The following is a 24064-nucleotide window of genomic DNA, read 5'->3' on the forward strand; positions in this document are numbered from 1 at the left end:
TGGTATCGGCCGCCCGGAACCGGGCGGGACGCGCGGATCGTGCCCGAGCCGGTCCGGCGGCGGCACGCGTCGACCGTCCGGGCCCGCCGGCGGCGGCACCCGGCGGGTCCGCGGATACTGCTGGGGGTCGTCGCCGTTCACCACCGAGATGGTACTGACCGGGGCGTTGTGCCGGTCGGCACAATGCGTCCTGAGGGCTGAACGTGGCCGATTCCCGCAGGTCGGCGCGGTACTACGGCAGCCAGGAGACGTGGCCGTGCAGGGCGGTGTAGCCGATGTAGGCCACCGAATCGATCGTCGCGTGCGCCAGGATCAGCGGCCACAGCCGCCCGGTCCGCTGCCAGTACCGGCCGAAGATCACCCCCATCACCAGGTTGCCGAGGCCCCCGCCCAGACCCTGATACAGGTGATAACTGCCACGCAGCAGCGCCGACGCGGCCAGTGATCGGTTCTCCGACCAGCCCAGCGTGCGCAACCGGCTGATCAGATAGCCGACGACGATGATCTCCTCGGCCACGGCATTCGCCACGGCCGAGAGCACCAGCACCGGCAACCGCCACCAGTGGTCGTGCAGTGAACTGGGCACGATCGTCACGCTCACGCCCAGCGCGTGGGCGGCCAGGTACAGACCCAGTCCCGGCAGTCCGATCACCGCGGCGAGGACGACGCCGGGGATCACATCACCACGCCACCGGAGCCGCGCCAGCCCGACCAGTCGCGGCCCGATTCCGCTGCGCCACAACAGATACAGTCCCAGCGCACCCCAGCCGATCAGGCGGGCGACGCTCAACAGCTGGAACAGCAGATCGATCGTCGACTGTGCGGCCCGGGAGGGATTCAGCGCGACCTGCTGACCACCGATTCCGCCCGGTGCCAGCGCGCTTTCCAGCAGTGACAGTGCCGCACCGGCCCCGCTCGTCCCGAAGGTGACGACCAGGACGATCGCGATCTCCACCCGGATCGCGAACCGGTCGCGCTCCGCAGCGGGATCGGGCCAGGCAGCTGCGAAACGATCGGCCGGAACCATAGGAACAATCTAGGGGTGGTCCGCCGGCCGCCGCGTATCCGGCCGGGTCGGATGTGCTCTCAGGCGGAGCGATCCGAGCCGTGCATGCGATCGAAGAACGGGCAGCCGGCGAGGATGCGCACCGCGCGGCTCAACTGCTGCACGTCGTCCACCGGCGCGTGGAAGGGCAGTCGCACGTCGTGATCGGTGTCGGGCCCCTCGACCCGCAACGTGACGCCGTAGCGGTCGATGGCCAGCGGCCGCACCGAGCCGCCGCGCAGGCGGACCGGCAGATGGCGGGCCAGCCGGGCGATCACATCCGCGTGATCGGAGTCCATATGTTGCAACCAGGCCGCTTCCAGTTCCCAGAACGGATCGGCGTCGGCGCTGCGCAGATCGTGCGGGCAGACCGATTCGGCGCCGGCGGAGTCGGCGACGACGGCCGATTCCAGCACCACTCGCAGCAGGGTGCTGGTGTGGCCGACATCGAGCAGGCCGGGATGCGGATATTCGCCCGCGACCTGAGATGCCAAGGCGCGCTGGGCATGTCCGGGTACCGCCCGGACCCGCCCGCGCAACCAGACCAGCGCACGCACGGGTTCGCGCAACGCCAAGGGCGCGTGGTCGGTCAGTTCCAGCACACCCGGCGAACCGACCTCGGCCGCGGCGGCGGCGACCGCCGCCGAATTGCGCGCGACGGCGACGACCACATCACCGCAGGCCCGCAGGTGGTGCACGGTCGTGGGAATCGGATCGGTGCCGGGCAGGGCCAGGACGGCACTCTCGGCATGGGCGCACGCACTGCGGATCCGCTCCGCGGCGGATGGAGCGGCGGACGTGATCGTGCGGCGCATACAGACCTCCAGTGACGAACCCGGGACGGATACCGATAATTAGGTAAACCTAAGCTAAGTCACGGCCCGTGGTTACGCAAGCATTGCGCTCGCTACGGTGGAAATGTGCCGCACGATTCGACGCCCGCCTCCGAACCCGTCCTGCTGTCGTTGAGCGTGCCCAGCGCGGGCCCGTCCGATCTGGTGGACGGCCTGGTCCGGCCGCCGTCGGCGAATCCGCAGGCGCCGGTGCTCGACCTGACCCTGCCCGATGAGCGCATCGCCGAATTCCTGGTCGGCGTGGCACATTCCGATACCGGATTCGTCGCCGCGACCGGCTCGGGTGAACGGGCGGTGGCGATCGTCGCGGCCACGGTGGCCGCGCTGTGCGGCGAGAATATCCGGACCGCACTGACCAGCCCCGATACCGAATTCCTGCGTGGGCTGTCCGCTCCGGCCGTCCAGGCGCTGCGCGAGGTGCTGCTGGCCGTCGAGACCGAACAGGTGGAGTCGGTGACCGCGGCGCTGCGGGTGCTGACCGCCTGATCGGGCCGGCCCCGACCTGGGCTGTTACCGCTGGGTACGCACAAACGGCGAGCGCGCAGCCAACTGCCAGTAATGTCGTATCCGTGCCGCGTATCGCCTATTTCGGACCGTCGGGAACTTTCACCGAGATGGCCCTGGCCCGACTCGAATCGGATGGGGCCTTCGACGAGCCGGTCGAGCGGATCGCCGCACCCAGTCAGGGCGCGGCACTCGAGATGATCCGGTCCGGTGCGGCCGACGGCGCGGTGGTGCCGATCGAGAGCTCGGTCGAGGGTTCCATCTCGGCGACCCTGGACGCGCTCGCGGTGGGCCCGCGGCTGCAGATCATCGCCGAAACCGAGCTCGACGTGGCGTTCACGATCGTGGCGAAACCCGGAATGGAGCTGTCGCGCGTGCGCACCGTCGCGGCCTATCCCGTGGCGGCCGCGCAGGTGCGGTTGTGGCTGGCGGATCGGATGCCGCAGGCAACGCTGTACACCTCGGCCTCCAACGCGGCCGCGGCCGAGGATGTGGTGGCCGGCCATGCCGACGCCGCGGTCTCGACCACCCTGGCCGGACAGCGGCTGAACCTCGTCGAACTGGCCACCGGCGTCGCCGACCACGAGCAGGCCATCACCCGTTTCGTGCTGGTGACCCCGCCACGTGAGGCGCCCGCCCGCACCGGCGCCGACCGCACCTCGCTGGTGGTGCTCGAACTGGCGAACGAACCCGGTTCGCTGATGCGGGTGTTCGCCGAATTCGCCACGCGCGGTGTGGATCTGACTCGCATCGAATCCCGTCCGACGCGCACCGGGATGGGTACCTATCGCTTCTATCTGGACTGTGTCGGCCATATCGACGACACCGCCGTCGCCGAGGCCCTCAAGGCGCTGCACCGGACCGCCGGGCGGATTCGCTATCTGGGCTCCTGGCCGGCCAGTTCACCGAGTGGTTCGCCGCCGCCCGCCGACGAGCCGGCGGCGGCCTGGTTGGACGATGTGAAAAAGGGGGTGGACGCCTCATGACCGAAACCGGTGTGAACCGCGATCCCGTCCGCGGTTCCGGCAGATTGGTGCTGGTCCGTCACGGCGAGACCGAGGGGAATGTCGCGAAACTTCTGGATACCCGGGTGCCGGGTCTACCGCTGACCGAACGCGGTGTGGCGCAGGCGAAGTCGTTCGCCGCGCGGCTCGCGGTGCCGCCGGTGCGGTTGTACTCCTCGGTGGCGCTGCGTGCCCAGCAGACCGCGAGCCAGATCGAATCGGTGACCGGTGTGGCGGCCGAGGTGGCCGACGGTGTGTACGAAGTGCAGGTCGGCGAACTGGAGGGCCAGAATTCCGACGCGGCGCATCGGGAATTCCAGCGGGTCTACCGTTCCTGGCATCTGGGTGAACTGCATACGCGGCTGCCCGGCGGCGAATCCGGCGAGGAGGTCCTCGAGCGGTATCTGCCCGTGCTGGAACAACTTCGGGATTCCTACCTGCTTCCCGGCTCGGAATCGCGCGACGTGCTGCTGGTCAGCCACGGCGCCGCGATGCGACTGGCGGCCCGTGAACTCACCGGCGTCGCACCGCCGTTCACGACCAACAACCATCTGGACAACACCGAGACCATCGAGCTGGCGCCGACCGCCGGCGGCGGTTGGACCTGTGTCCGCTGGGGCCGCTACACCCCGCCGTTCGGATACAAGGTCGAACCGAAGGCCGACGACCCGATGGGTTAGCCGATTCCGGGCGTCGCCGGCTTGAAATCCTCACGTAGTGGGAGCTTGTCGATGAGGTCCTTGATCGCGGTGCGCAATCGGCCCGGTGTCCCGCTGGCCAGCGAGGTCCACATGACCTCGTCGTCGGAGCGGGTGGTGACGCCGATGAATCGCCCGTTGCGGGTGTTGTACACCGCGATCATCCCGTCGGAGATGTCGCGGCTGGCGTCGTTGTACACCACGCCGACGATCGAAGCGTGCGAATGGATTTCGACCAGCGCCGAGGCCAGCGCCTGCGCGTCGCGGGGCGGCCGCCCCACTCGATCCAGGCGCTGCGCGGTGGTCGCGGCATCCCCGGCATCACCGAGAATCGGCTTGAGTTCCTCGGTCAGAACGTTCATTCCGCTGAGCTCGAGCGCCTCCGCCGGACCCAGCGCCGCCATGATCGTGCCCGGCAGATCGTGTCCGGCCTCGTCGATGCTGTAGGAATTCGGCCCGCGCAGGGCGACGACATCGAGGTTGTCGCCCTTGGCGAGGCAGAATCGGTTCACACGATCGCCGACGTACCAGCGCATCGAGATCACCCAGTGCGGGCGGTACAGCCCGCGCAGCCGGTCTTCGAGGTCGTGATGCACGACTCCGTCGACGAGCAGCTCACGCGCGGTGAGCGATTCGGCGGCCGCGGTCATCGCCCGGTCGTGGTCGACGACGTTGTCGTATCGGCCCCTCGCATCCAGCACGACAGGCACCTCGTCGATCTCCAGTTCCTCGAGCAGAAACTGCATCTCGTCGAGCGACAACACCACGGACTCGAGCATCGACGGCCCGCGGCCGGCGCCGAGCACGGTCACTTAGCGCGCTCCCACGGCCGGGTCTGCGCCGATGACGCCGGGTGCGATGACCCGGCCGTCGGCGAAGTGCTCGCCCCGCAGATAGTCGTTGCCCTGGTGCTCGCCTTCGTCGTCGTCGCTGTCCACCTGGCGGCCCAGCAGCGGGTTACCGGCGGCGTTGTTCGCGCGGGCCGGAGCCGGTGCGCCCATCTGCGCGATGGGTGCCGTCTCCGCCACCGGAGCGGTCGCGGCCGGAGCGCCGATCACATTGCCGGCCCCCCAGCCCTCGGGGAGTTGCAGCGTGCCGGCGCCGTTGCCGATGCCGACGGAGCTGCCACCGAAGGACACGGCACGCGTGGCGGCCGCGGCGCCACCGGCGGCGGCGACACCACCGATGCCGCCCATCATCATCGGCGACATGCTCGCGGCGGGTGCGGCATGGCTGGTCGCCGCGGCGATCGCGGTACCGGCCACATTGCCCACCGTGGACACGCCCGTCGTCGCCACCGATCCGGCGACATTGGCCGCCTGGGTGGCAGCGCTGATCACGCCCGGATCGGTCGCGAGCGCCTGCGCCACGCCGATGGCCGTCTGCACCGGGTCGCTGGTGGTGTTCTGCGACGCCGCCTCGGCGCCGCTGTCGGCCACACCGGCGCCCGCGGCGATCGGCGGCGGCGTCAGGAACTCGGCCGGAGTCGCCGTCATGGCCTCGACGGTCGATTCGTAGGTGTCCATGACCAGTGCGGCCTGCACATCCAGTGCGGCCTTGGCGGCTTCCGCCACCTCGGCGCTGCCGTCCAGATCGCCGCCGTGAGCATGTGCCGCGACGCGCGCGGCGTCCACCGCGGCGATCTCCGGCAGGCTCGGCATGGCAAGGGTGGCAACGGTATTGGCGGTGGCGTGAGCGGACGCCTTGGCCGCCATCGCCGCCGCCTGCATGCCCTGCTGTTCGGCCCAGCCGGTGAAGCCGGCGAGTTTGGTCAGTGCGACGGCGCCGTTGAGACCGACCATGCCGACACCCAATTCGGCCATGACCCGGGTGACGGTGGCGGTCGCGTCGACCCACGCCGCCGTGAGACCACCCCATGCCGTGGCCGCGGCAGCGGCCGGAACGGCGTGCGGACCCGCGGTCAGCAGACTCGAGTTGCCCTCGGCGAGCCGGGGCAGCCAATAGATTCCGGTGATCCCTGCAGTCATTGTCTCTCCCCTGAACGAATGGTGTGGTGAAGGATCGGCGCCGGTCAGAACTGAATCGCTGCGGTGCCGGCCGCGTTGATCGCGTCCTCGGCGAGGTACGAGGCCAGTTGCTGACGCAGGATCGCTGCCGCGTGGTGCAATTCGAGAATGGCCTGCGCGGCCGCGCGGTCGTGGCTGAGCGCGCCCTCGTTCAGATGGGTTGCCGCCGCGACCGATACCTCTTCGGCGCCGGCGGGGACGACGTGGGTGGCCGGGCCGCTCAAAGCGGCGGCAGCCGTGAGACGTTCGGCGAGCAGATCGAGTTCCGCCGAGGCCGCGAGCACGACTTCGGGCTGTACACCGAGCAAACCAACCATGACTCGAACTCCTTCTTGTGGCGGCTGTGCAAGTGTCGAGACTGCCCGAGCCCAGTGCTGTTCCGGCACAGAGGATCCGGCAGACCCGTCGGTGGAACCACGAGAATTCCCCCTACGAGATGATTGGACGCGACGGCCCCCGGTTCGGTTCCCTCGAGTCACGAATCGATTCGACTTTACCCGCTACGCGCGTAAAGACTAGCCCCAACCGAGCTGATGCAGCCGTTCTTCGTCGATCCCGAAATAGTGAGCTATCTCATGGATCACCGTGATGGCCACTTCCTCGACGACCTGCCGTTCGTCGTCGCACATTTCCAGAATCGTGTCGCGATAGATGGTGACGGTGTCCGGTAGCGCACCGCCGTACTGACTGTCCACCCGGTCGGTCAGGGCGATGCCGTGATACAGCCCGAGCAGATGCGGATCCTCGGGATTGCGGGCCTCGATCAGCACCACCACGTTCTCGATCGCCCCGGCGAGTGCGGGCGGAATCGTATCCAGCGCATCGCCGACCAGTTCCTCGAACCGGCTCTCCGACATTGACACCGGCATGGTGTCAGCGCTGCGGTGGAATCGGCGCGGGCGCCGCGCCCGGCAGCGGCGCCGGGGTGGACCGCCCGGAACTCGGCGGCGGCACCGGGGCCTGGCCGTCGATCAGCACATCGCCCTTGGCCGATCCGGTGATCGTCGCGAACCCGTCCTGAGAGCCCTTGCCCACCAGGCAATTCAGCTTGTGACTGCCGACCAGCCAGCTGCGGGCGTCGAGGTTGTCCCAGAAGATGGTCAGCGTCTTGTTGATCAGCGCGTCCTGACCGCCGAGGTAATCGCCTGCGGCACGGGCGCATTCGTCCTGCATGAACTTGTCCTGATCGGCGTTCGCCGGCGGGCCGCCGTTGAAGTGGGTGCCGAGATCCACCGTCGACATCACCTCGTAGGCGTGCGGCTGACCGCAGGGGACCGGTTCGTTGGTCGGCAGATTCTGATTGATGCCGATGCAGGTGCCCGGATCGAAGACGCGGGACTGGTCGCTGTCGCGCACCCGGCCCACGGTCTGCTGCGTCGCGCTACCCGTGGCGCTCACCAACTGCAATCCGCAACGGATGGTCCGGTCGCCGTTGCGCCAACCGGGTTCACCCGGGTTGACCATGCCGACCACGAACCGCCCCCGCGGGTCCAGCCGGCCACCGAGGTACGCGGCCGCGGCCGAGGCGCAGTGTTCGTCGCGCAGTTCGCCGAAGCGCAGCGAATCGGGGAAGGCCGAGCCAGGCCCGAATTCGCGGCCCGGATATTTGCTCAGATCGATGTCCGCGGTCACTTCGAACAGATGTTTGTCGGCGCAGTTGACCTTGGTCAGATCCAGGGTTTTGGCGCTGGTCCAGGTGAGGCAGTCACCCGACTTGGCGGAGCCGAAGGCGGCGTCGGCGCGGCCGGCGGGCGCCTTGCCCGAGCCGGGATCGTGCACCTCCAGTCCGTGTGAACTGCGAAATCCCGAGATGGACAGCGTCACCAGCGCCGCCACCACGGCACCGACGGCGACCGCGAGTAATCCCCACCGCAGCCGATGGGGATGCAGCGCCTTGCCGTCCTGACCGAAGCGTTTCCCGGCGCCCGGCAACGGGCGGCGACGGTTCGCCCCGGCACGCCTGCGGTGAGGCATGTCGGATTCTTCGTTTCCCGGTTCCGGCGCCGCTGGCGCCCCATCGTCGGAGGACATCGCCGTCCATCATGGCAGGCGCCGCGCGGGGCCTGCCACGATCGGTTCGGATTTCACCGGATCCACAGAAAATGCGGTGGACACCTCCCACTAGGCTGATTGCCCATGATCGACCTCCGATTCCTGCGCGAGAATCCCGAAGCGGTCCGTGCCTCGCAGCGTGCCCGCGGTGAGGACCCGGCGCTGGTGGATGCCCTGCTCGAGGCGGATGCCGCCCGCCGCGCCGCGGTCGCGACGGCGGACAACCTGCGCGCCGAGCAGAAGGCGCTGGGTAAGAAGGTCGGCAAGGCGTCCCCGGACGAGCGCGCGACGCTGCTGGCCCACGCGCAGGAGTTGTCGGCGAAGGTGAAGGAGGCCGAGTCCGCGGAGAACGCCGCCGACGCCGAACTCGACAGCGCCCACCGCGCGATCTCGAACGTCGTGCAGGAGGGCGCACCCGCGGGTGGTGAGGACGATTTCGTTCTGCTCGAAACCGTGGGCGCTCCCACCGAATTCGACTTCCCCCCGCGCGATCATCTCGACCTGGGCGAGTCGCTCGGACTGATCGATATGGAACGCGGCGCCAAGGTCTCGGGCGCCCGGTTCTACTTCCTGACCGGCTACGGCGCCCTGCTGCAACTCGGTCTGCTGCAGCTGGCCGCCCAGCGCGCGGTCGCCAACGGTTTCACCATGATGATCCCGCCGGTACTCGTCCGCCCGGAGATCATGGCCGGAACGGGCTTCCTGGGGCAGCATTCGGCCGAGGTCTACCACCTCGGCGACGACGATCTGTACCTGGTCGGCACCTCGGAGGTCCCGCTGGCCGGTTACCACTCGGGCGAAATCCTCGATCTGAGCGACGGTCCGAAGCGCTATGCCGGCTGGTCGTCGTGCTTCCGTCGCGAGGCCGGCAGCTACGGCAAGGACACCCGCGGCATCATCCGCGTGCATCAGTTCGACAAGGTCGAGATGTTCGTCTACTGCCGTCCCGAGGACGCCGATGCCGAACATCGCCGCCTGCTGAACTGGGAGAAGGAGATGCTCGCCGCGATCGAGGTCCCGTACCGGGTCATCGATGTGGCCGGTGGCGATCTCGGCAGCTCGGCCGCCCGCAAGTTCGACTGCGAGGCCTGGGTGCCGACCCAGCAGACCTATCGCGAACTCACCTCGACCTCGAACTGCACCACCTTCCAGGCGCGCCGCCTGTCGGTGCGCTACCGGGACGAGAACGGCAAGCCGCAGATCGCCGCGACCCTCAACGGCACCCTCGCGACCACGCGGTGGATCGTCGCGTTGCTGGAAAATCACCAGCAGGCCGACGGCTCGGTCCGGGTGCCCGCCGCACTGGTTCCGTTCGTGGGCCGCGAGGTGCTCGAGCCGCCGCGCTGACGGTTGCGGCCCGGTCGCGGTGATGTTCGCGGCCCGGGCGCGGTGACTTCGGCCTCGAATCCGGCGGTTGTCACTACTGCTATGCACCGCGTTGTCTAGGCTGGACGGCGTGCGAGGACTCGGGTCTCGCGGCGATACCCGCACGCAGGTTCGGGCGGCATCGGCGCTGGCGACGGCAATGGTCATGGCTCGGACCACCGGGGCGTTCTACGTCATGGGTGGGGTCCTGGGCCTGCTGATCACTGCCATCGCACCGGGAGACGAGGGCAACCGTCCGCTGGTCGGCTCGGCCGCTCTGGTCGCGCTGTTGCTCGGCGTGAGCCTGCTGATCTGGGGTCCTCGCCAGCCGCACTGGGTGCACCACGGGTACGTCGCGGTGGCGACGGTGCTGGTCACCATCGCCGTGCACTGGTTCCCGAACACCGTCGGCGCGATCACGCTCGCCGCCTTCTACGTCTTCGTCGCCGCCGATGCCGCGATCTTCTTCGCCTGGCGGCTCGCCGGGGCGCATGTGGCGTTCGCGGTCGTGCTCTGTCTGTGGGTGGTGCCGTCCCGGGGTCTGCCCTGGTGGTCGGGCATTATCCCGGCCGGTATCACGGTCGGCGTCGGCATCGTGGTCGGCATCCTCACCCGGATGGCCTCGGACGCCGATATCGATACGCTCACCGGGTTGTTGAACCGCCGCGGTTTCGATCGCGCGCTCAGCAGCGCCATCGGACACGCCGGACGGACCGGGCAGGGTCTGGCGCTGGTCCTGGTCGACCTGGACCGGTTCCAGAAGATCAACGATCATCTCGGCCATCGCGCCGGCGATGCCGTGCTACAGCGCGTCGGCGACACCTGGTCGAAACTGCTGGGCCCGGATCAGCTGCTGGCCCGATACGGCGGCGACGCGTTCGCGCTGTTGTTGCCCAACACCACCGAACAGGCCGCGATCCTGCTGACCGAACAGCTGCGGGCCGCGGTCACCACGGGATGTTCCGCGGGTGTCACCTCCTGGCAGCCCGGCGAATCCGGATCGCTGCTGGTCAGTCGCGCCGATGTGGGTCTGTACCGGGCCAAGCAGGCCGGGCGCAACCGCACGGTGCTGGAGTCGTCGCGGCAGTTGCCGCTGGCGGTCGAACTGCGCGAGGCCATCGACACCGGTGCGCTGGACGTGCACTACCAGCCGATCGTGAGCCTCGGTGAGGACGGCGCCCAGGCGGTCGGCGTGGAGGCGCTGCTGCGCTGGTCGTCCAACGCACAGCCCGACGTGACCACCGAGGGGCTGATCCGGGTCGCCGAGGAATACGACCTGATCTCCGACCTCGACGAGCTGGTCCTGCGGCGCGCGTGTGCCGACGCGGCCCGGCTGCAACAGACCTTCGCCCAGCTCGATCTGACCCTGAACGTCAACGTCAGCGGTCTCGAATTGGCCGAGAGCAACTACGCCGACCGGGTCTCCGGCATCCTCGCCGATACCGGCTGGCCGGCCGATCAGCTCGTCCTGGAGGTCACCGAGAGCGAATTGGCCGCCGAATCCCAGACCGCCATCGCGAATCTGCACCAATTGCGCGACAGCGGCGTTCGGATCGCCATCGACGATTTCGGTACCGGCTACTCCTCGCTGAGCCGATTGGCCACCATCCCCAGCGACATTCTCAAGGTCGACCAGTCGTTCGTCGCCGCGATCCGGTCCGATTCGCCCGCCCCGCCGCTGCTGGGAGTGATTGCGGCGCTGAGCAAGTCGCTGGATCTCCAGGTCATCGCCGAGGGTGTGGAAACCGAATATCAGGCGGCCGTGCTGACCGAACTCGGCTTCGCACTCGCCCAGGGCTATCACTACAGCGATTCGCATCCGGTCTCCGAGCTGATCAGCGATATGAACTCCAACCGCGGGCTCGTCGGTGCCGGTGCGACCGATCGGGAGCTCGCCGCCAAGGGGTGGATCCCGGTGGACAACAATGGTTTCGATCCGGAGGGCTCCATCCGTCGGAGCTGACCCGATCAGGGGTGCGGCATCGGCCGGTTCGTAACAACTACCGTGGCGGATATGACCGCAGCCCGTGAACGAACCGACGTGCGGCGCTGGATCGGTGTGCTGCTGGGCCTGTGCTGTGGCGCCGGTGTGGCGGTCCAGGCGCGCATCAACGGTGATCTCGGCGATCGGCTGAACGACGGAATCGCCGCGGCGGTCATCAGTTTCGGCTCCGGTCTGATCCTGCTCCTCGTCGTCAGCGGTTTCAGCGGGCGGATGCGCACCGGTCTGGCCGCGATACGCCGCTCGGTGCACGCCGGCCGGCTGCGGTGGTGGCATCTGCTGGGTGGGTTGTGCGGCGCGTTCTTCGTTGCCTGTCAAGGGTTGTCCGTGGCCACGATCGGCGTCACCGCCTTCACGATCGCGGTAGTCGCCGGCCAGTTGACCAGCGGTCTCGTCGTGGACCGTCTGGGTGTGAGCCCGGCCGGAATCACGCCCGTGACGCCGGTGCGGCTCGGTGCGGCGGCACTCGCGGTCGCTGCGGTCGGTGTTGCCGCCCTGGGGCGCTCGGGCGGCGAATCCGGTTCCGGCGGGGGCGCGGCCTATCTGCTGATCGCGTTGCCCGCCCTGGCGGGACTCGGTTTGGCGTGGCAGCAGGCGGTCAACGGCCGGCTGGCGACCGTCGGCGGGCCGGTGCCGGCCACCACGATCAATTTCGCGACCGGGACCGCGGGTCTGCTGGTGGTGGAGGCGGCGCAGCTCGCGCGGATCGGTTGGCCCACCGGCTTTCCCACCGAACCGTGGCTCTACCTCGGCGGCGCGATCGGGGTCTTCTTCATCGCGGTGGCGGCGCTGATCGTGCGCTGGATCGGGGTGCTCCTGTTCGGCCTGACCTCGGTGTCGGGCCAGCTCATCGGTTCGGTGGTCCTGGATGTCGTCGCGCCGACGGGCACCCGGCTGTCGGTGCTGACCATCGCCGGCTGTGTCTTGACGCTGCTCGCCGCCGCCATCGGCGTTCTCGCGCAGGGCCGTACGACCGAACGGGCCTGAACGGCTTTCGTGGTTCAGGGCCGGAATGCGCGCAGCGTGTGCTCCACCAGCGCATCGGCATACGCGTCGTCGAGCGGCCCGTACCGCAGCAGCCACCGCTGATACACCGGCGCGTACAGCATTTCGAGCATCAGGTCGAGGTCGGCGTCGGCGCGCACCTGCCCGGCCGCCTGCGCGCTGCGTAACCGTGCCTTCTTGGCGTCGTCGACGGGACGCCGCAACTGCCGGTCGTACTGCGCGGCCAGTTCCGGATCGTTGATGATCTCGGTGTTGAGCGCCCGCACCGGCTTCTCGAATTCCGCATCGGCGAATTCCGCGACCGTCGCCCGCATCACCAGCTTCAGATCCGCCTCGATATCCCCGGTGTCCGGCAGCGAGATGCCCTCCCCGTCGGTGTCGCTCAGGTCCAGGAACGATTCGAAGATCACCGCCCCCTTGGAGGGCCACCAGCGATAGATCGTCTGTTTACCGACGCCCGCGCGTGCGGCGATCGCCTCGATCGAGACCTTCCGATATCCGACCTCGGAGAGCAGGTCGCGGGTGGCCGTCAGAATCGCCTGCCGCGACTTCTCGCTGCGCCGGGAGCCGGCCGGTTCGGATTTCGCGCTGTCGGACACGCGGTCGACCATAGCAGTTCGCGCGAGACGAGACGGATCGTCTTGACAATTCCGGAAGCGATCAGCACACTATGTCGAGACGAGACGGACCGTCTCATGAAGAGAGGATGTGGGATATGACCACCGGTAAGACCTGGTTCATCACCGGCGCTTCCCGTGGGCTGGGGCGTGCGTTCACCGAAGCCGCCCTGCAAGCCGGTGATCGAGTGGTCGCGACCGCCCGCGATGTCGAACCGCTACGGGATCTGGGCGCCGCACATCCGGATCGGCTGATCCCGCTTCACCTGGATGTGTCGGATCGCCGGGCCGTGTTCGAGGTCGTCGCTCGGGCCGTCACGCTGGTCGGTGAGCTCGACGTCGTGGTGAACAACGCGGGCGGCATGCTCTACGGCATGGTCGAGGAGGCGAGCGAGGACCAGATTCGCGCGCATCTGGATGTGAACTTCTTCGGCGCGGTGTGGGTCGTGCAGGCCGTGCTGCCGCAGCTGCGCGCACAGGGACACGGCCGCATCCTGCAGGTCACCTCGATGGGAACCGCCGGCGGTATGGCCGCGGTCGGCTACTACGGAGCCGGGAAGTCGGCACTGGCCTCGCTCACCGAAGCCCTGGCGATGGAGGCCGAACCCTTCGGCATCAAGGTCACCAATCTCGAGATGGGCGGCTACGACACCGGCCTGTTCACCGCGGGAACGACCGCGACCGAGGCCCTGCCGCAGTACGAACCACTACGCGAGGAGCTGGCCCGCATGTGGGGCGACGAATCCGGCCCGGCGCCGAGTTCGGCCGCACCGGTGATCATGAAATTGGTCGAACTCGAGGATCCGCCGCGTCGTCTGATCGTGGGCGGCAATTCCTTCGATCAGGTCGCCGAACTCTTCGCGGCGCGCGCCGAGGGGTATCGAGCCTGGGAGTCGCTGAGCCGGTTGGCGCCCGGCTGAGGGTGGTGAACTATTCGTGCAAACCTGAGCCTTCTGCGCGGAAATCCGCTCATTCGGGCCGAGTTTGCACGAATAGTTCACCCCTGTTCACAACTTGCGTGAACGAAGTTCGTGCCCCTTGGACGTCTTGCACCGCCCGCTCTCCAGATCCCACTGCCAGCCGTGCAGATTGCAGGTGAGCGTATTGCCTTCCACCACACCGAATTTCGACAGATCGGCCTTCAGGTGCGGGCAGCGTCGCTGCACTTCCCAGCCGGCGAGCTCGGTCGAGGCGGAATCGTCGTGTGCCTCGGCGAACCAGCCGTCGGCATAGGCGATGCGCTCGTCGGTGAGGCATTTGAAGAACGTGTAGAGGAATTCGTTGTAGCCGCCGATCCGCCACGCCTGGAAGCGGGTGGACAGGAAGATGGTGTTCACCCAGTCGGGTTCGTTGTCGCGCAGCACGGTGCGTACCAGTTGCGGGGCGATGCGGAACCCGTAGCGGTACTTGCCTTCTCCCTCGATCGGTCCGCGCACCAGCCGCTTCGGGAAGTCGAGGACCACGGTTTCGTCGCCCATCACCAGCCCGACCGGATAGCCGATTCCGTCGCAGATCAGATCGCTCTGCGCCATGATCGGTTCGAACAGCTCCTTGAGCCGGGGCAGCAGCGGCGTGCCGTCTTCGGTTGCCCAGGAAGCCTTCTCGCGTTCCAGCACCGGCGCCATGCGCTGCGCCATCCGCTCGATGTAGCCGGCCTTGTCGTCGTAGATCTCGGCCGGATCGAACGGATGGGTCAGATCCAGTTCCTTTCCGCGCACATCCGCGACCGAACCCGGAATCATCAGCACCCCACCGGAATTCCCGTGGATGCGCATCTGCTCGAGGAACACCATCTGGTCCGGGAAGATATTGCCGTTGTCGGCGGAGTAGCGGTTCTCGCCGTCGTCGTTGAGGTAGCGCAGTTCGTCGTCGAGGAACACCGGCGGACCGGCCGAGGGCACCACCCAGGTCGCGCCGACCTGCTCGATATAGCTGCGCGCGCGGTCCATGCCGCGCTGACGCTTCTGCTTGCCGAAGTTGGCCTTGGTCTTACTCGGGATGTCGTAGACCATCGGGTACCAGATGGCGCCCGAATACTGCAGCAGGTGGATGTCGATATGGCCGAACTGCTCGTGCAGGACGTCCATATCCACCGGCCGGGCGTCGTTCATGTTGAAACACACGGTCTCGCGATCGGAGACGACCAGACCCGAATCACCGATCGGCCCGTCGGCCGGCGCGCGCAGCGCGATGATCATGATGTCGAGTTCGTGCCCGTCCCGGCCGGTGATCGTGTGCTTGACCGAGTCCTGGGTTTCGAAGAAGGTGTGGAAGCCCAGTTTCTCCAGTTCGCGCTGCAGATCCGGCACCGGATAGTCCGGCAGCAGGACGGTGGCGTCCTTGTTCACGTGGTCGAGCAGATTCTTCGCGTCGAAGTGGTCGCGATGCAGGTGCGAGACGTAGAGGAAATCGCAGTTGCCCAGTTCGTCCCAGTCCAGCCCGGTGTTGTCCGGAAACGGGATCCACGACGCGAAATAGGCCGGGTTCACCCACGGATCACAGAGGATCGTCCCGGCCGCGGTGCGGATGTGGAATCCGGCATGTCCGACGCTGGTGATCTGCACGAAGAAGTCCCTCCTGAACCCGGCTACCAGCCACCCAGGGTAGCGGTTGAACGGGCTTGCGCAGCCTGAGGGGCGTTTTCGACGGCCTCGATACCGGTTATTTCTGAGCTATTGCCTTGGCCGTCGGACCGGCGCAGTGTAGAGGTGCACGGTGGCGCCACCGGGGCGCTGCCCCGAGTACAGAGGACATGGACCCGTGTACGCACGTTCTACGACTATCCAAGCGAAGACCTCTGCGATCGACACCGGAATCGCGCATATGCGCGACGAGGTGATGCCTGCCCTGGAGAACATGCCCGGCTGTGTCGGGATGTCGTTGCTGGTCGACCGGAAGTCCGGTCGGTGCATCGCGACGACCTCCTGGGAATCCGAGGAGATGATGCGCGAGAGCGTCGATCGGGTGCGTTCGCTGCGTGATCGCGCCGTCCGGCTGCTCGGTGCCGATTCGGCGCGGGTCGAGCAGTGGGAGGTCGCGGCCATGCACCGAGACCATCGCCTGCCCGAAGGCGCATGTGCCCAGCTCACGTGGGCCAAGTCCGACGATACGAGCCGGTTCGAGGGGGCGATCGATACCTACAAGTCCATGGTGGCCCCGCAGCTGGAACAGATGCCGGGCTTCTGCAGCACGAGTCTGCTGGTCGATCGGGCGGGCGGGCGCGGTGTCGCGTGCGAGACCTTCGAGAGCGCCGACGCGGTGGAACGCAATCGCGAACAACTCGCCACCCTGCGCCGCGAAGGAACCCGCCGAGCCGGTGTGCACGTGCTCGAGGTCGGCGATTTCGAGGTCGCTCTCGCGCATCTGCGCGTCCCCGAACTGGTCTGAGCGCCACGCGGATCGTCGTCGCGCCCGCTGTCATCTCGCGATGTCGCGGTTACCGTCGGGCTATCGAAACGAGGCCGGCCCGCTCCCGCACATCACGCCGAAACGTCGCCGATGCAGTATCCGTTGTCCGTCGCTTTCACGGTGTATGTCCGTTCCTGCTGGCTGCCGCCGGCCGTGACCGTCGCGGATATGGACAGGTAGGCGCTGTTCAGAGCGGTGGAACTGAGCGACTGATCGGCGAACGCGGTCGGCGTCGTGAGCTTGGCCGCATTCGTGGCCAGCGGTGGACGCGATGCGCGTCCGGTGCCGTTCGGATCCCAGGCCGTGGCGGCGGTGCACACCAGGGGATGGGTGTTCTCCTGGTCCGCCGCGTCGATCGGATGTCCGGTCTGGCGTGACAGATAGCGCCGGACGATGTGGCGGGCGTCGGCGGTCTGGGCCTCGCTGCCGGTGCCGAAACCGATCTCGGTACCGGCGGGGTAGACCCGTGGGCAGGCATAGCCGGTGGCGATATCGGCTCGCTCGGCGACGACGGTCACCGCGTCGGCGGCTCCGCTGGCCGACTTCCACACGAGGGCTGTTCCGTTGTCACTGCCCGGCTCGGCCAGCGCCGACTCGATGGCCGGCTTGTCGGAGTACATCGTCTCGACGTTGCGGGGAGCCATCGTCCAGCACTTGGCTGCCATGTCCGCCGGAGTGAGTCGCCGCAGATCGGACACCCAGCGAGTCATGGCCTCGGTGGCCTGCGGATCGGCCGTCACGAGGGCCACCGCGACGGCCGATTCGGGCGCTGCCGGAGCGGGAGCGGCGATCCGCGACGACGACGGTGCGGCGGATTGCGTTGCCGCGGAGGAATTCTCGGACTTGTGATAGTCGGTGCCCTCGATGCCGACCTGCGAATCACATCCGGCGAGGATGCCCGCGACCACGACCGCCAGACCACCTGCCTGCACCGCCGAGAGCCGCCTGCCGCGTCGCGCTGCCCGTCCGGTATGCAGCGCCACGCCCATACCCCCTCGTGGCTTCCGGCCGCCTGCACGCGATGCTGGATTGGGGCTTTCCACTGCGCTGAACCTCGTTTCCTGTGCGGCGGTCGGTCGCGAAAATGTGACAGCGACTACGCTAGCGGAATTGTGGAACCCGTATACCGGACGATCATCGGCCTGGCCCGGACCGTCTTCTTCGTACAGGGACTGAAATTCGACGTCACGGGGGCTGAGAACATCCCCGCGCAGGGCGGCGCGGTCATCACGATCAACCACACCGGCTATATGGACTTCACCTACGCGGGCCTGCCCGCGCGGACGCCGAAGCGCTACATCCGGTTCATGGCGAAGAAGGAAGTCTTCGACAACCCGATCTCCGGGCCGATCATGCGCGTGCTGCGGCACATCCCGGTCGACCGCGGGGCCGGCGCGGACTCCTACAAGGCGGCCGTCGACTATCTGCGCCGCGGCGAACTGGTCGGGGTGTATCCCGAGGCGACCATCAGCCGCAGCTTCGAGATCAAGGAATTCAAATCGGGTGCCGCCCGGATGGCCGTCGAGGCCGGGGTCCCGATCATCCCGATGACGATCTGGGGTGCGCAGCGAGTCTGGACCAAGGGCCATCCGAAACGCCTGGGCCGCACCAACACCCCCATTTCGATCGCCGTCGGCAAACCCATCTTCCCGCCCGCGGAGGCGGACGAGAAGGCGGTCGCCGAACTCACCGAGACCGTGCGCGCGACCATGCAGGACATGCTGCTCGGCCTGCAGAAGGACTACCCGCACGAGCCCGGCGCATACTGGGTTCCGGCCCGCTTGGGCGGCGGCGCACCGACACGGGAGGAAGCCGACGCGATGGACGCGGCCGAGGCCAAGGCGAAGGCGGAGGCGCGCGCGGCACGTCGCGCCGCCGAAACGGGAGATGCCGACGCCTGACGGCAGGGTCGGCCCGGCAGTACCAGGAGTGTCACCGATGACGCGAGAACCCGTTTTCGACGTCCTCACCGGATTGGTCCGCGCCATCTTCTGGGCACAGGGACTGAAGATCCACATCGTCGGCGGCGAGCACATCCCGCGTACCGGCGGTGCGGTCCTGGCCGTCAATCACACGGCCTACCTGGACTTCATGGAGGTCGGACTGGTCGGCCGCGAATCGGGCCGCAACGTCCGCTACATGATGAAGGCCGAACTCGAACACGGCATCGTCGGCTGGCTCATGAAGCAGTGCAAGGCGATCGGCGTCGACCGCACCGCCGGCGCCGAGTCCTACGCCCGCGCCGTCACCGCGCTGCGCGAGGGCGAAATCGTCGTCGTCTACCCCGAAGCCACCATCAGCCGCAGCTTCGAACTGAAGGAATTCAAATCCGGCGCCGCCCGCATGGCGATCGAAGCCGCCGTCCCCATCGTCCCCATGACGATCTGGGGCGCCCAACGCGTCTGGACCAAAGACATCCCGAAACAACTGGGCCGCCACAACTTCCCGATCCACATCCAGGTAGGCGACCCCATAGCCCCCGTCGACCACGCCGACGACCTCACCGCCGCCCTGCGCTCCAGCATGGAGAAACTGCTCGACGCAGCGCAACGGGACTACGACATGCCCCCGGGCGCCCGCTGGGTCCCGGCCCGTCTGGGCGGTACCGCACCGACATTGGAGCAGGCGAAGGTCCTGGAACGCGAGGAGATGGAACGCCGCGCCGCCGCGAAAGCCAAACGCGCACAAGGGTGAAGACGCCGCGACGCGAAGCGATCCGACGCTTCGACAGTGCTGTGAACATCCATGTTCGCTTCCGGGGCTATGGGCTCAGGATGCAAACATCGTGATGTCGTCCAGCGCATCCTCCGCTCGCCCCGCCGTCGCACGGTCGTCCAGGAGAACTCGCAGGGCAGGAACGACACGCTCTTTGTCTATTGAGCCGTGTAAACGGGCGAGATGTCCGAGCGCTGTCGCGGCGACGGCGCGGATTCGCCAGTCCGAGTTGGCAAGCAGCTCCAGTGCTCGGTCGGTCACCCATGCGGAGTCGGAGTCGTGCAGTGCCAACCGGAGGATGGCTTCACCGGCCCGCTCCGATACACCCGAGTTGATCATGTCCAGTGCGGTAGCTCGGTCGATAGGGTCCAGCCGTTGGTAAATGGTCATCGCGGTCTGCCTTTTCTGTCGACGATACCTGCGTTCACGAGAGCGTTCTGCATGTCTGGGCTGAGCTGATCCCAGCTTCGCTGATGTCCGTGATAAATGCCCGATTCGGGATATGTTTCGTCGAAGACATCGAATTCTCCGGTGTCGGGGTCGAATCCGACTCGCCGGCTCGTTGTGGGCTTGATAAGCACCGACTCTTCCAATGTTTCCTGACCGTGAGTCGGTTCTGGTGCGGCGTTGCCGCGCTGGTTTTTTCCATGCTTCGGCGACTTTTCATAAGTTAGCGCACCCGGTTTGTCACCGAAGGCAATCTCGGCGCGTGTTGCGATAATGACCGAGAGCCTGTCGACGGCCTGATTGAGCCCGTCGGTCGGAACGCTGTTGAACGCGTCGACGAACCCCTTCGAATTGGCGTCGAGGGCCGGCAAGCCGAGAACAATCGGCATGGTGCTCGCCCGGTAGGCTCTTTGGATTGCGTTGATGGTGCCCTCGACGGGAACACGGTTGCCGCGCGCCGCTACGCTTACTGCGAGGCCGACGTCGAACAGACGTCCTGACCTGCCATATTGCGCACGGGCTTCGACGCCTACATTCCCTTCGCTCAGATTGATCTCGTCGGCGCAGGCTGTGGCCAATGTCGTAGTTGCTTCGTAATAGTCGTTGATCGGCGAAGCCAGGCGTCCGGCGGCCAGTGAGACAGTTTGAGTGCTGTGTGTAAATCGTTCAAGCGATGCTGTATCTCGTATCTGTGAGAACTGTCGTCCATATCGATAAAGAGGTCCGAGATCAGCATGATCCGGTAGAGGGTTTCGGATATCGCACTATTATCGGCAAAGGCCGTCCACGTATTGTAAGCCTTCTGCAATTTATCTGCGTCGCCGTTGGGGATTCTGCCGAAGGATTTGACGACCTTCCGGAAAAGGTCATCGAAGAACTCTTTCGCCCCCCCATTGTCGCCGAATCCTATCCCAGTACCGTGGGTCGAATTCGGCAAGGCCACCTTGTATTCACCGACCTGACTGATATCCGGTTGTGGTGGGGGCGGGCTCGACTTGTTGGTGATGCCCCAGTTGTACCCTTGGGCGTACAAGACAGCTCCGTAGTTGGTCAGCGCGTTGGCAAGACTGGCGCAGGCCTGCAACGTACCGCGGGCCGCCTCGTCGTATGCCTGTCCCCATTGCATGCAGCCGGGAGCATCTCCGGCCATTCCGGACCACTGCGCTTCGGCCGCTTCGTGGACCGGTTTGTCTGCGGCGCGGAGACTTACGGCCAACTCCCGGCACTTGGTTCCCGCCGTGTAGTACGTCTCCCAGTCGACGATCACCGCTGCCCGCTCTGCAGCATTCGCCAGTTGAGCTCGAGCGCGCGCGAGTAAGCAGAATGCGCCTGTCTGGCGGCGTCGCTCATATCCTTGACGCCTTCCACGAGTTCCTTCGCTCCGCTGATCCATTCACGGTGTGCATCGTCGTAGGCGCGGGCGGCCACGCCCTCCCAGCCGGTGCCCTGCAAACTCGCCACTCGCTGTTCGATATCCGACAAGTGGTCCTCGATGAAACCGGCCAGTCCGGACAGGCGGGAGACGATGTGGTCCAGCTGTTCGAGGTCTCCGAGAATCGCGACGCCACAGTCAGGTCCAATCCAGTCTCGGGATGTTCAGAGCCGCAGCACTGTTCGCGTCGACCGACTGGAACATCTCCGCGGTAACGCCGAGTTTTTCGGCCAACGAGGCGAGGGCTCGGAAGATCTGGCGCCCACCCGCGTGGACCTCTGTCCAGCCTTGGGAGAACTCGTCGGCGTAGTCGCCCGTCCAGCTGTCGGTCAGCATGTCCTCGACGTCTTTCGCTGCGGAATCCAATGCATTGTGCAGTGTTTCGGCCAAGCCGTAGATGTAGACGCCCACATCGCGCACCTGTTCGGGCACGACCGAGAAGCTATGCCCAGGACTCGACGAATTTCCCCCACTGTCGCTCACTTCCCGATGGTATGCCAGGGCCTATCGGTGGTCCAGACGATGCGACTGTGGTGATCTCTCAACTCGGATCCGACCCCCGGATGGCGGCGAACCAGGTGGCGGTGGCGGCCGCTACCACGGTGGCGCCGGCGAAGGCGGGGAGGCCGCCGCCGGCGACGTATATCCAGAACAGGCCGGCGAAGGGGGCTACGACGGCGAATTGGGCGTCGAGGAGGAGGCGTCGGCCGAGGCGGGTGGCCGCGGCGGCGTGGGCCGGGCCGTCGGGGTCGGGGCGGGTCGGGTTGTCGATCAGGCGGCCCTGCGGTTCGGAGTCGCGGGCCGCGCCGGAGGCGAACAGGCGGTGGCCGTGTACGACGACGGCGGCGTCACAGTCGGCCTCGGATTCCGTGAGGACGACCAGTGACGGATCGAAATAGACCGGCAGCCAATGGGTTCGGCCGCCGGAGCTCAGTTCCAGCCACGATCGGCTGACCAACCGGTTCTGCTGGCGTACCCGCTTCACCCGGAACGTCCCGGCCGGAATCGTGCGCCACGGAACCACCCCGAACCCCACCGCGAGACGAAACCCGCTGTACAGCAGCACAATCAACCCCACCGCCGCCAGCATGGCCAGCTGTTCCGAATCGGCGAACGGCGCCCAGGCGATGCAGATCACCAGGGCGCCGATCGTGGTGAGAACCGGATAGGCCAGGGGATGGCCGGTACCGGAAATCACTTCAGGTAGCCGACTTTCGTCCAATCCAGAGTGGCCAGGCCGCGCGCCCCGTAGTTGGCGAGGTTGGACCGGGCCGCGACGATGCCGGGCGACTGCAGCAGCGGGAGGGAATGCCCCTCGGCGAAGATCTGGCGGTCGACCTGATTGGCCAGATCGATGGCCTTGCCCGGATCCAGTTCCGAGACGGTCTTCTCGATCAGATCGTTGAGTTCCGGGGAACCGATATGGCCGTAGTTGCCCTGCCAATTGTTCGGGTCGTATCCCCAGATCTGGTTGATGCTGCCCAGGGGGAACGGGTCACCCACCCAGGAGAACTGCGCCAGATCGAAATCGCCCTTCTGGAACACATTGGTGAACAAGCCCTGTCCCGGCCGTGTGTCGATGGTGAGTTTCACCCCGATCTTGGCGAGGTTCTGCTGCATGATCTGCGCCAGCTGCACCCAGGACGGATCGTTGTACATCACATCGCGGATCTCGAGTCTGCGGCCGTCCTTCACGCGCACGTCGCCCTGCAATTTCCAGCCCAGGGCGTCGAGTTCGCGGGCGGCGGCATCGGGGTCGTAGGGCAGGGCGTTGTCCTGATAACCCTTCTGCCCCTCCAGGTAGATGTGATTGTTCAGCGGTTTGGGTTCGGCGACCAGACCGTTCTGAATCGCGTTCGCGATGCCCTGCCGATCGATGGCCTTCGAAACGGCTACCCGAACCTTGGGATCCTCGAGAATCGAGCCGGGAGCGCCGTTGAAGGTCAGATGCGACCACTGCAGCGCCGGTGCCCGGCGGATGGACACATTCGGAACCCCCTGAGCCGTCACCAAATCGCCACGGCTACCGATTCCGATCGCGTCGAGTTCATCGTTCTGCAGTGCGGGCACCAGTGCGGCCGAATCGAGCACGCTGAAATTGACGGTATCGAGTTTCGGCGTCGCCCCCCACCATTTCGGGTTGCGTCCCAGCGTGATCCGCCCCTGAGTCCGGTCGGTGGATTGGACGGCGAACGGTCCGGCCGTCACCTTGATGCCGTCGACGAGGCTCTTGTTGAACGCCTCCGGATTCGAGGTCACCGACTTCGGGTACAGCATGCTGTTGCCGGAGAATTGGCCCTGCCATTCACCGAAGTGCTTGCTGAAGGTCAGCACCGCCTGGCGATCGTCGACGCCGCGCTCGACCTTCGCGACCCGATCGAAGCCCATGTTGTTGGCGATCAGGTACTCCGGGTTGCGGCCACTCAGCGCCTCGGCCTGCGAGGCGATGTCCTCCCAGGTGATCGGCGTCCCGTCCGTCCACACCGCCTTCGGGTTGATGGTGTAGGTGACGGTCTGCGGATCGGTGCCGGTCAACTCGACATTGGTGAAGTAGTCGGTGTTGAGGTGGGTGCCACCGGCGGCATCGATGGTGAATGCCTGCGGCAGCATCGGCCGCTCCACCGCGGTGATGTCGTAGTTGTTGCCGTCGATCTGGAGAGTGTTCCAGTTCGGCGGGAATTCCGAGATCGCCAACCGCAGGCTGCCGCCGTCGCGAAGGTCGGCGACGTCGTGCGGATTGATGTCGTTGGTCGTGCCGAGAGCGGAGCTCCCGGTCCCGGTCGTGGAGCCCGAACACCCCGACAGCAGCAGTCCGCACGCGACCGCCGGGATCGCGAGCCGGGTTATTGTCGAACGAATCCGCATGGTCTCGTTCTCCTTTCGTCGGGA

At 66.9% G+C, this 24064-nt stretch carries 27 protein-coding genes; 10 read left to right on the forward strand and 17 right to left on the reverse strand.

What is annotated here, in order from left to right; translation table 11 throughout:
- Positions 1-232 precede the first annotated feature (232 nt).
- Together ON23_RS00250 and ON23_RS00255 are read right to left on the reverse strand one after the other, a co-directional pair.
- Positions 233-1027: a CPBP family intramembrane glutamic endopeptidase gene (locus tag ON23_RS00250; RefSeq protein WP_039775129.1), complete on the reverse strand. Its 795-nt coding sequence runs from the start codon at positions 1025-1027 to the stop codon at positions 233-235.
- Between the two features lie 59 nt (positions 1028-1086).
- On the reverse strand, positions 1087-1860 hold the full coding sequence (locus ON23_RS00255) for a DUF2470 domain-containing protein (protein ID WP_039775131.1): 774 nt from the start codon (positions 1858-1860) through the stop codon (positions 1087-1089).
- 105 nt (positions 1861-1965) lie between these two features.
- Between ON23_RS00255 and ON23_RS00260 the strand changes: the two genes are divergently transcribed.
- The 3 genes from ON23_RS00260 to ON23_RS00270 all read left to right on the forward strand — a co-directional run bounded on the left by ON23_RS00260 (position 1966) and on the right by ON23_RS00270 (position 4087).
- Positions 1966-2385, forward strand: coding sequence for a hypothetical protein (locus ON23_RS00260; RefSeq protein WP_039775133.1), 420 nt, complete (start codon positions 1966-1968; stop codon positions 2383-2385).
- A gap of 83 nt (positions 2386-2468) precedes the next feature.
- The gene (gene pheA / locus ON23_RS00265) at positions 2469-3389 is read left to right on the forward strand and encodes a prephenate dehydratase (protein WP_039775134.1); all 921 of its coding nucleotides are present in this window, start codon (positions 2469-2471) and stop codon (positions 3387-3389) included.
- Complete coding sequence (locus ON23_RS00270) at positions 3386-4087, forward strand: histidine phosphatase family protein (protein ID WP_051041734.1); 702 nt, start codon at positions 3386-3388, stop codon at positions 4085-4087. The genes pheA and ON23_RS00270 overlap by 4 nt, the downstream gene beginning before the upstream one ends.
- Here the strand turns inward: ON23_RS00270 and ON23_RS00275 are convergent.
- The 5 genes from ON23_RS00275 to ON23_RS00295 all read right to left on the reverse strand — a co-directional run bounded on the left by ON23_RS00275 (position 4084) and on the right by ON23_RS00295 (position 8163).
- A complete protein-coding gene (locus tag ON23_RS00275) occupies positions 4084-4917 on the reverse strand; it encodes an ESX secretion-associated protein EspG (protein ID WP_051041735.1) in 834 nt (277 codons plus the stop codon). The genes ON23_RS00270 and ON23_RS00275 overlap by 4 nt on opposite strands.
- Positions 4918-6093: a PPE domain-containing protein gene (locus ON23_RS00280; protein WP_039775136.1), complete on the reverse strand. Its 1176-nt coding sequence runs from the start codon at positions 6091-6093 to the stop codon at positions 4918-4920.
- A gap of 44 nt (positions 6094-6137) precedes the next feature.
- Positions 6138-6449 (reverse strand): PE family protein, encoded by a 312-nt coding sequence (locus ON23_RS00285; RefSeq protein WP_039775138.1) that lies wholly within the window; start codon positions 6447-6449, stop codon positions 6138-6140.
- Positions 6450-6647: 198 nt separating this feature from the next.
- Complete coding sequence (locus ON23_RS00290; RefSeq protein ID WP_039775140.1) at positions 6648-7001, reverse strand: metallopeptidase family protein; 354 nt, start codon at positions 6999-7001, stop codon at positions 6648-6650.
- Between the two features lie 4 nt (positions 7002-7005).
- Positions 7006-8163 (reverse strand): septum formation family protein, encoded by a 1158-nt coding sequence (locus ON23_RS00295; protein WP_373282140.1) that lies wholly within the window; start codon positions 8161-8163, stop codon positions 7006-7008.
- Between the two features lie 105 nt (positions 8164-8268).
- Between ON23_RS00295 and serS the strand changes: the two genes are divergently transcribed.
- The 3 genes from serS to ON23_RS00310 all read left to right on the forward strand — a co-directional run bounded on the left by serS (position 8269) and on the right by ON23_RS00310 (position 12538).
- Positions 8269-9531, forward strand: a complete 1263-nt coding sequence (serS, locus tag ON23_RS00300; RefSeq protein WP_039775142.1) for a serine--tRNA ligase — start codon at positions 8269-8271, stop codon at positions 9529-9531.
- Between the two features lie 109 nt (positions 9532-9640).
- The gene (locus ON23_RS00305) at positions 9641-11512 is read left to right on the forward strand and encodes a putative bifunctional diguanylate cyclase/phosphodiesterase (RefSeq protein WP_223273301.1); all 1872 of its coding nucleotides are present in this window, start codon (positions 9641-9643) and stop codon (positions 11510-11512) included.
- Positions 11513-11563: 51 nt separating this feature from the next.
- The gene (locus ON23_RS00310; protein WP_039775143.1) at positions 11564-12538 is read left to right on the forward strand and encodes a DMT family transporter; all 975 of its coding nucleotides are present in this window, start codon (positions 11564-11566) and stop codon (positions 12536-12538) included.
- A gap of 14 nt (positions 12539-12552) precedes the next feature.
- Here the strand turns inward: ON23_RS00310 and ON23_RS00315 are convergent, their stop codons facing one another.
- Positions 12553-13155, reverse strand: coding sequence for a TetR/AcrR family transcriptional regulator (locus ON23_RS00315; RefSeq protein WP_245555884.1), 603 nt, complete (start codon positions 13153-13155; stop codon positions 12553-12555).
- A 116-nt stretch (positions 13156-13271) separates the two neighbouring features.
- Between ON23_RS00315 and ON23_RS00320 the strand changes: the two genes are divergently transcribed.
- A complete protein-coding gene (locus tag ON23_RS00320; protein ID WP_039775251.1) occupies positions 13272-14093 on the forward strand; it encodes an SDR family NAD(P)-dependent oxidoreductase in 822 nt (273 codons plus the stop codon).
- Positions 14094-14180: 87 nt separating this feature from the next.
- On the opposite strand, the gene ON23_RS00325 is transcribed toward ON23_RS00320, so the two are convergent.
- Complete coding sequence (locus ON23_RS00325) at positions 14181-15737, reverse strand: Rieske 2Fe-2S domain-containing protein (protein ID WP_039775146.1); 1557 nt, start codon at positions 15735-15737, stop codon at positions 14181-14183.
- A gap of 196 nt (positions 15738-15933) precedes the next feature.
- On the opposite strand from ON23_RS00325, the gene ON23_RS00330 reads away from it, so the two are divergent.
- Entirely contained in the window at positions 15934-16560 is a 627-nt protein-coding gene (locus tag ON23_RS00330) for a hypothetical protein (protein ID WP_039775147.1), read from the forward strand.
- Between the two features lie 92 nt (positions 16561-16652).
- Here ON23_RS00330 and ON23_RS00335 read toward each other — a convergent pair whose 3' ends face one another.
- Positions 16653-17570 carry a hypothetical protein gene (locus tag ON23_RS00335; RefSeq protein ID WP_039775149.1) on the reverse strand — a complete coding sequence of 306 codons (918 nt, stop codon included), beginning with the start codon at positions 17568-17570 and terminating at the stop codon, positions 16653-16655.
- Between the two features lie 123 nt (positions 17571-17693).
- Between ON23_RS00335 and ON23_RS00340 the strand changes: the two genes are divergently transcribed.
- Both ON23_RS00340 and ON23_RS00345 read left to right on the forward strand, forming a co-directional pair.
- The gene (locus tag ON23_RS00340; RefSeq protein ID WP_039775151.1) at positions 17694-18482 is read left to right on the forward strand and encodes a lysophospholipid acyltransferase family protein; all 789 of its coding nucleotides are present in this window, start codon (positions 17694-17696) and stop codon (positions 18480-18482) included.
- 37 nt (positions 18483-18519) lie between these two features.
- Positions 18520-19275, forward strand: a complete 756-nt coding sequence (locus ON23_RS00345; RefSeq protein WP_039775152.1) for a lysophospholipid acyltransferase family protein — start codon at positions 18520-18522, stop codon at positions 19273-19275.
- Between the two features lie 75 nt (positions 19276-19350).
- Here the strand turns inward: ON23_RS00345 and ON23_RS00350 are convergent, their stop codons facing one another.
- From ON23_RS00350 to ON23_RS00380, 7 genes are all read right to left on the reverse strand, one after another.
- A complete protein-coding gene (locus ON23_RS00350) occupies positions 19351-19686 on the reverse strand; it encodes a hypothetical protein (RefSeq protein WP_051041738.1) in 336 nt (111 codons plus the stop codon).
- Positions 19683-20321 (reverse strand): hypothetical protein, encoded by a 639-nt coding sequence (locus ON23_RS00355; RefSeq protein WP_143859912.1) that lies wholly within the window; start codon positions 20319-20321, stop codon positions 19683-19685. Before ON23_RS00355 ends, ON23_RS00350 begins: the two co-directional genes overlap by 4 nt.
- Complete coding sequence (locus ON23_RS00360) at positions 20288-21010, reverse strand: hypothetical protein (RefSeq protein WP_039775154.1); 723 nt, start codon at positions 21008-21010, stop codon at positions 20288-20290. Before ON23_RS00360 ends, ON23_RS00355 begins: the two co-directional genes overlap by 34 nt.
- The gene (locus tag ON23_RS00365) at positions 21007-21324 is read right to left on the reverse strand and encodes a WXG100 family type VII secretion target (RefSeq protein WP_039775155.1); all 318 of its coding nucleotides are present in this window, start codon (positions 21322-21324) and stop codon (positions 21007-21009) included. Before ON23_RS00365 ends, ON23_RS00360 begins: the two co-directional genes overlap by 4 nt.
- Positions 21314-21607 carry a WXG100 family type VII secretion target gene (locus ON23_RS00370; protein ID WP_083903584.1) on the reverse strand — a complete coding sequence of 98 codons (294 nt, stop codon included), beginning with the start codon at positions 21605-21607 and terminating at the stop codon, positions 21314-21316. The genes ON23_RS00365 and ON23_RS00370 overlap by 11 nt, the downstream gene beginning before the upstream one ends.
- 109 nt (positions 21608-21716) lie before the next feature.
- Positions 21717-22313, reverse strand: coding sequence for a hypothetical protein (locus ON23_RS00375; RefSeq protein ID WP_039775258.1), 597 nt, complete (start codon positions 22311-22313; stop codon positions 21717-21719).
- Positions 22314-22369: 56 nt separating this feature from the next.
- The gene (locus ON23_RS00380) at positions 22370-24040 is read right to left on the reverse strand and encodes an ABC transporter family substrate-binding protein (RefSeq protein WP_039775159.1); all 1671 of its coding nucleotides are present in this window, start codon (positions 24038-24040) and stop codon (positions 22370-22372) included.
- Positions 24041-24064: the final 24 nt, after the last annotated feature.

Source organism: Nocardia cerradoensis NBRC 101014 (genome assembly GCF_000308535.1).
Classification (GTDB): domain Bacteria; phylum Actinomycetota; class Actinomycetes; order Mycobacteriales; family Mycobacteriaceae; genus Nocardia; species Nocardia cerradoensis.

What these genes read in the sequence shown, in the direction of transcription:
- ON23_RS00285 (WP_039775138.1), bottom strand. Translation starts at nt 6,449, where the DNA reads ATGGTTGGTTTGCTCGGTGTACAGCCCGAAGTCGTGCTCGCGGCCTCG.
- ON23_RS00295 (WP_373282140.1), bottom strand. Translation starts at nt 8,163, where the DNA reads ATGTCCTCCGACGATGGGGCGCCAGCGGCGCCGGAACCGGGAAACGAA.
- ON23_RS00335 (WP_039775149.1), bottom strand. Translation starts at nt 17,570, where the DNA reads ATGGGCGTGGCGCTGCATACCGGACGGGCAGCGCGACGCGGCAGGCGG.
- ON23_RS00280 (WP_039775136.1), bottom strand. Translation starts at nt 6,093, where the DNA reads ATGACTGCAGGGATCACCGGAATCTATTGGCTGCCCCGGCTCGCCGAG.
- ON23_RS00310 (WP_039775143.1), top strand. Translation starts at nt 11,564, where the DNA reads ATGACCGCAGCCCGTGAACGAACCGACGTGCGGCGCTGGATCGGTGTG.
- serS (WP_039775142.1), top strand. Translation starts at nt 8,269, where the DNA reads ATGATCGACCTCCGATTCCTGCGCGAGAATCCCGAAGCGGTCCGTGCC.
- ON23_RS00270 (WP_051041734.1), top strand. Translation starts at nt 3,386, where the DNA reads ATGACCGAAACCGGTGTGAACCGCGATCCCGTCCGCGGTTCCGGCAGA.
- ON23_RS00350 (WP_051041738.1), bottom strand. Translation starts at nt 19,686, where the DNA reads ATGACCATTTACCAACGGCTGGACCCTATCGACCGAGCTACCGCACTG.
- ON23_RS00320 (WP_039775251.1), top strand. Translation starts at nt 13,272, where the DNA reads ATGACCACCGGTAAGACCTGGTTCATCACCGGCGCTTCCCGTGGGCTG.
- ON23_RS00255 (WP_039775131.1), bottom strand. Translation starts at nt 1,860, where the DNA reads ATGCGCCGCACGATCACGTCCGCCGCTCCATCCGCCGCGGAGCGGATC.
- ON23_RS00290 (WP_039775140.1), bottom strand. Translation starts at nt 7,001, where the DNA reads ATGCCGGTGTCAATGTCGGAGAGCCGGTTCGAGGAACTGGTCGGCGAT.
- ON23_RS00250 (WP_039775129.1), bottom strand. Translation starts at nt 1,027, where the DNA reads ATGGTTCCGGCCGATCGTTTCGCAGCTGCCTGGCCCGATCCCGCTGCG.
- ON23_RS00380 (WP_039775159.1), bottom strand. Translation starts at nt 24,040, where the DNA reads ATGCGGATTCGTTCGACAATAACCCGGCTCGCGATCCCGGCGGTCGCG.
- ON23_RS00345 (WP_039775152.1), top strand. Translation starts at nt 18,520, where the DNA reads ATGACGCGAGAACCCGTTTTCGACGTCCTCACCGGATTGGTCCGCGCC.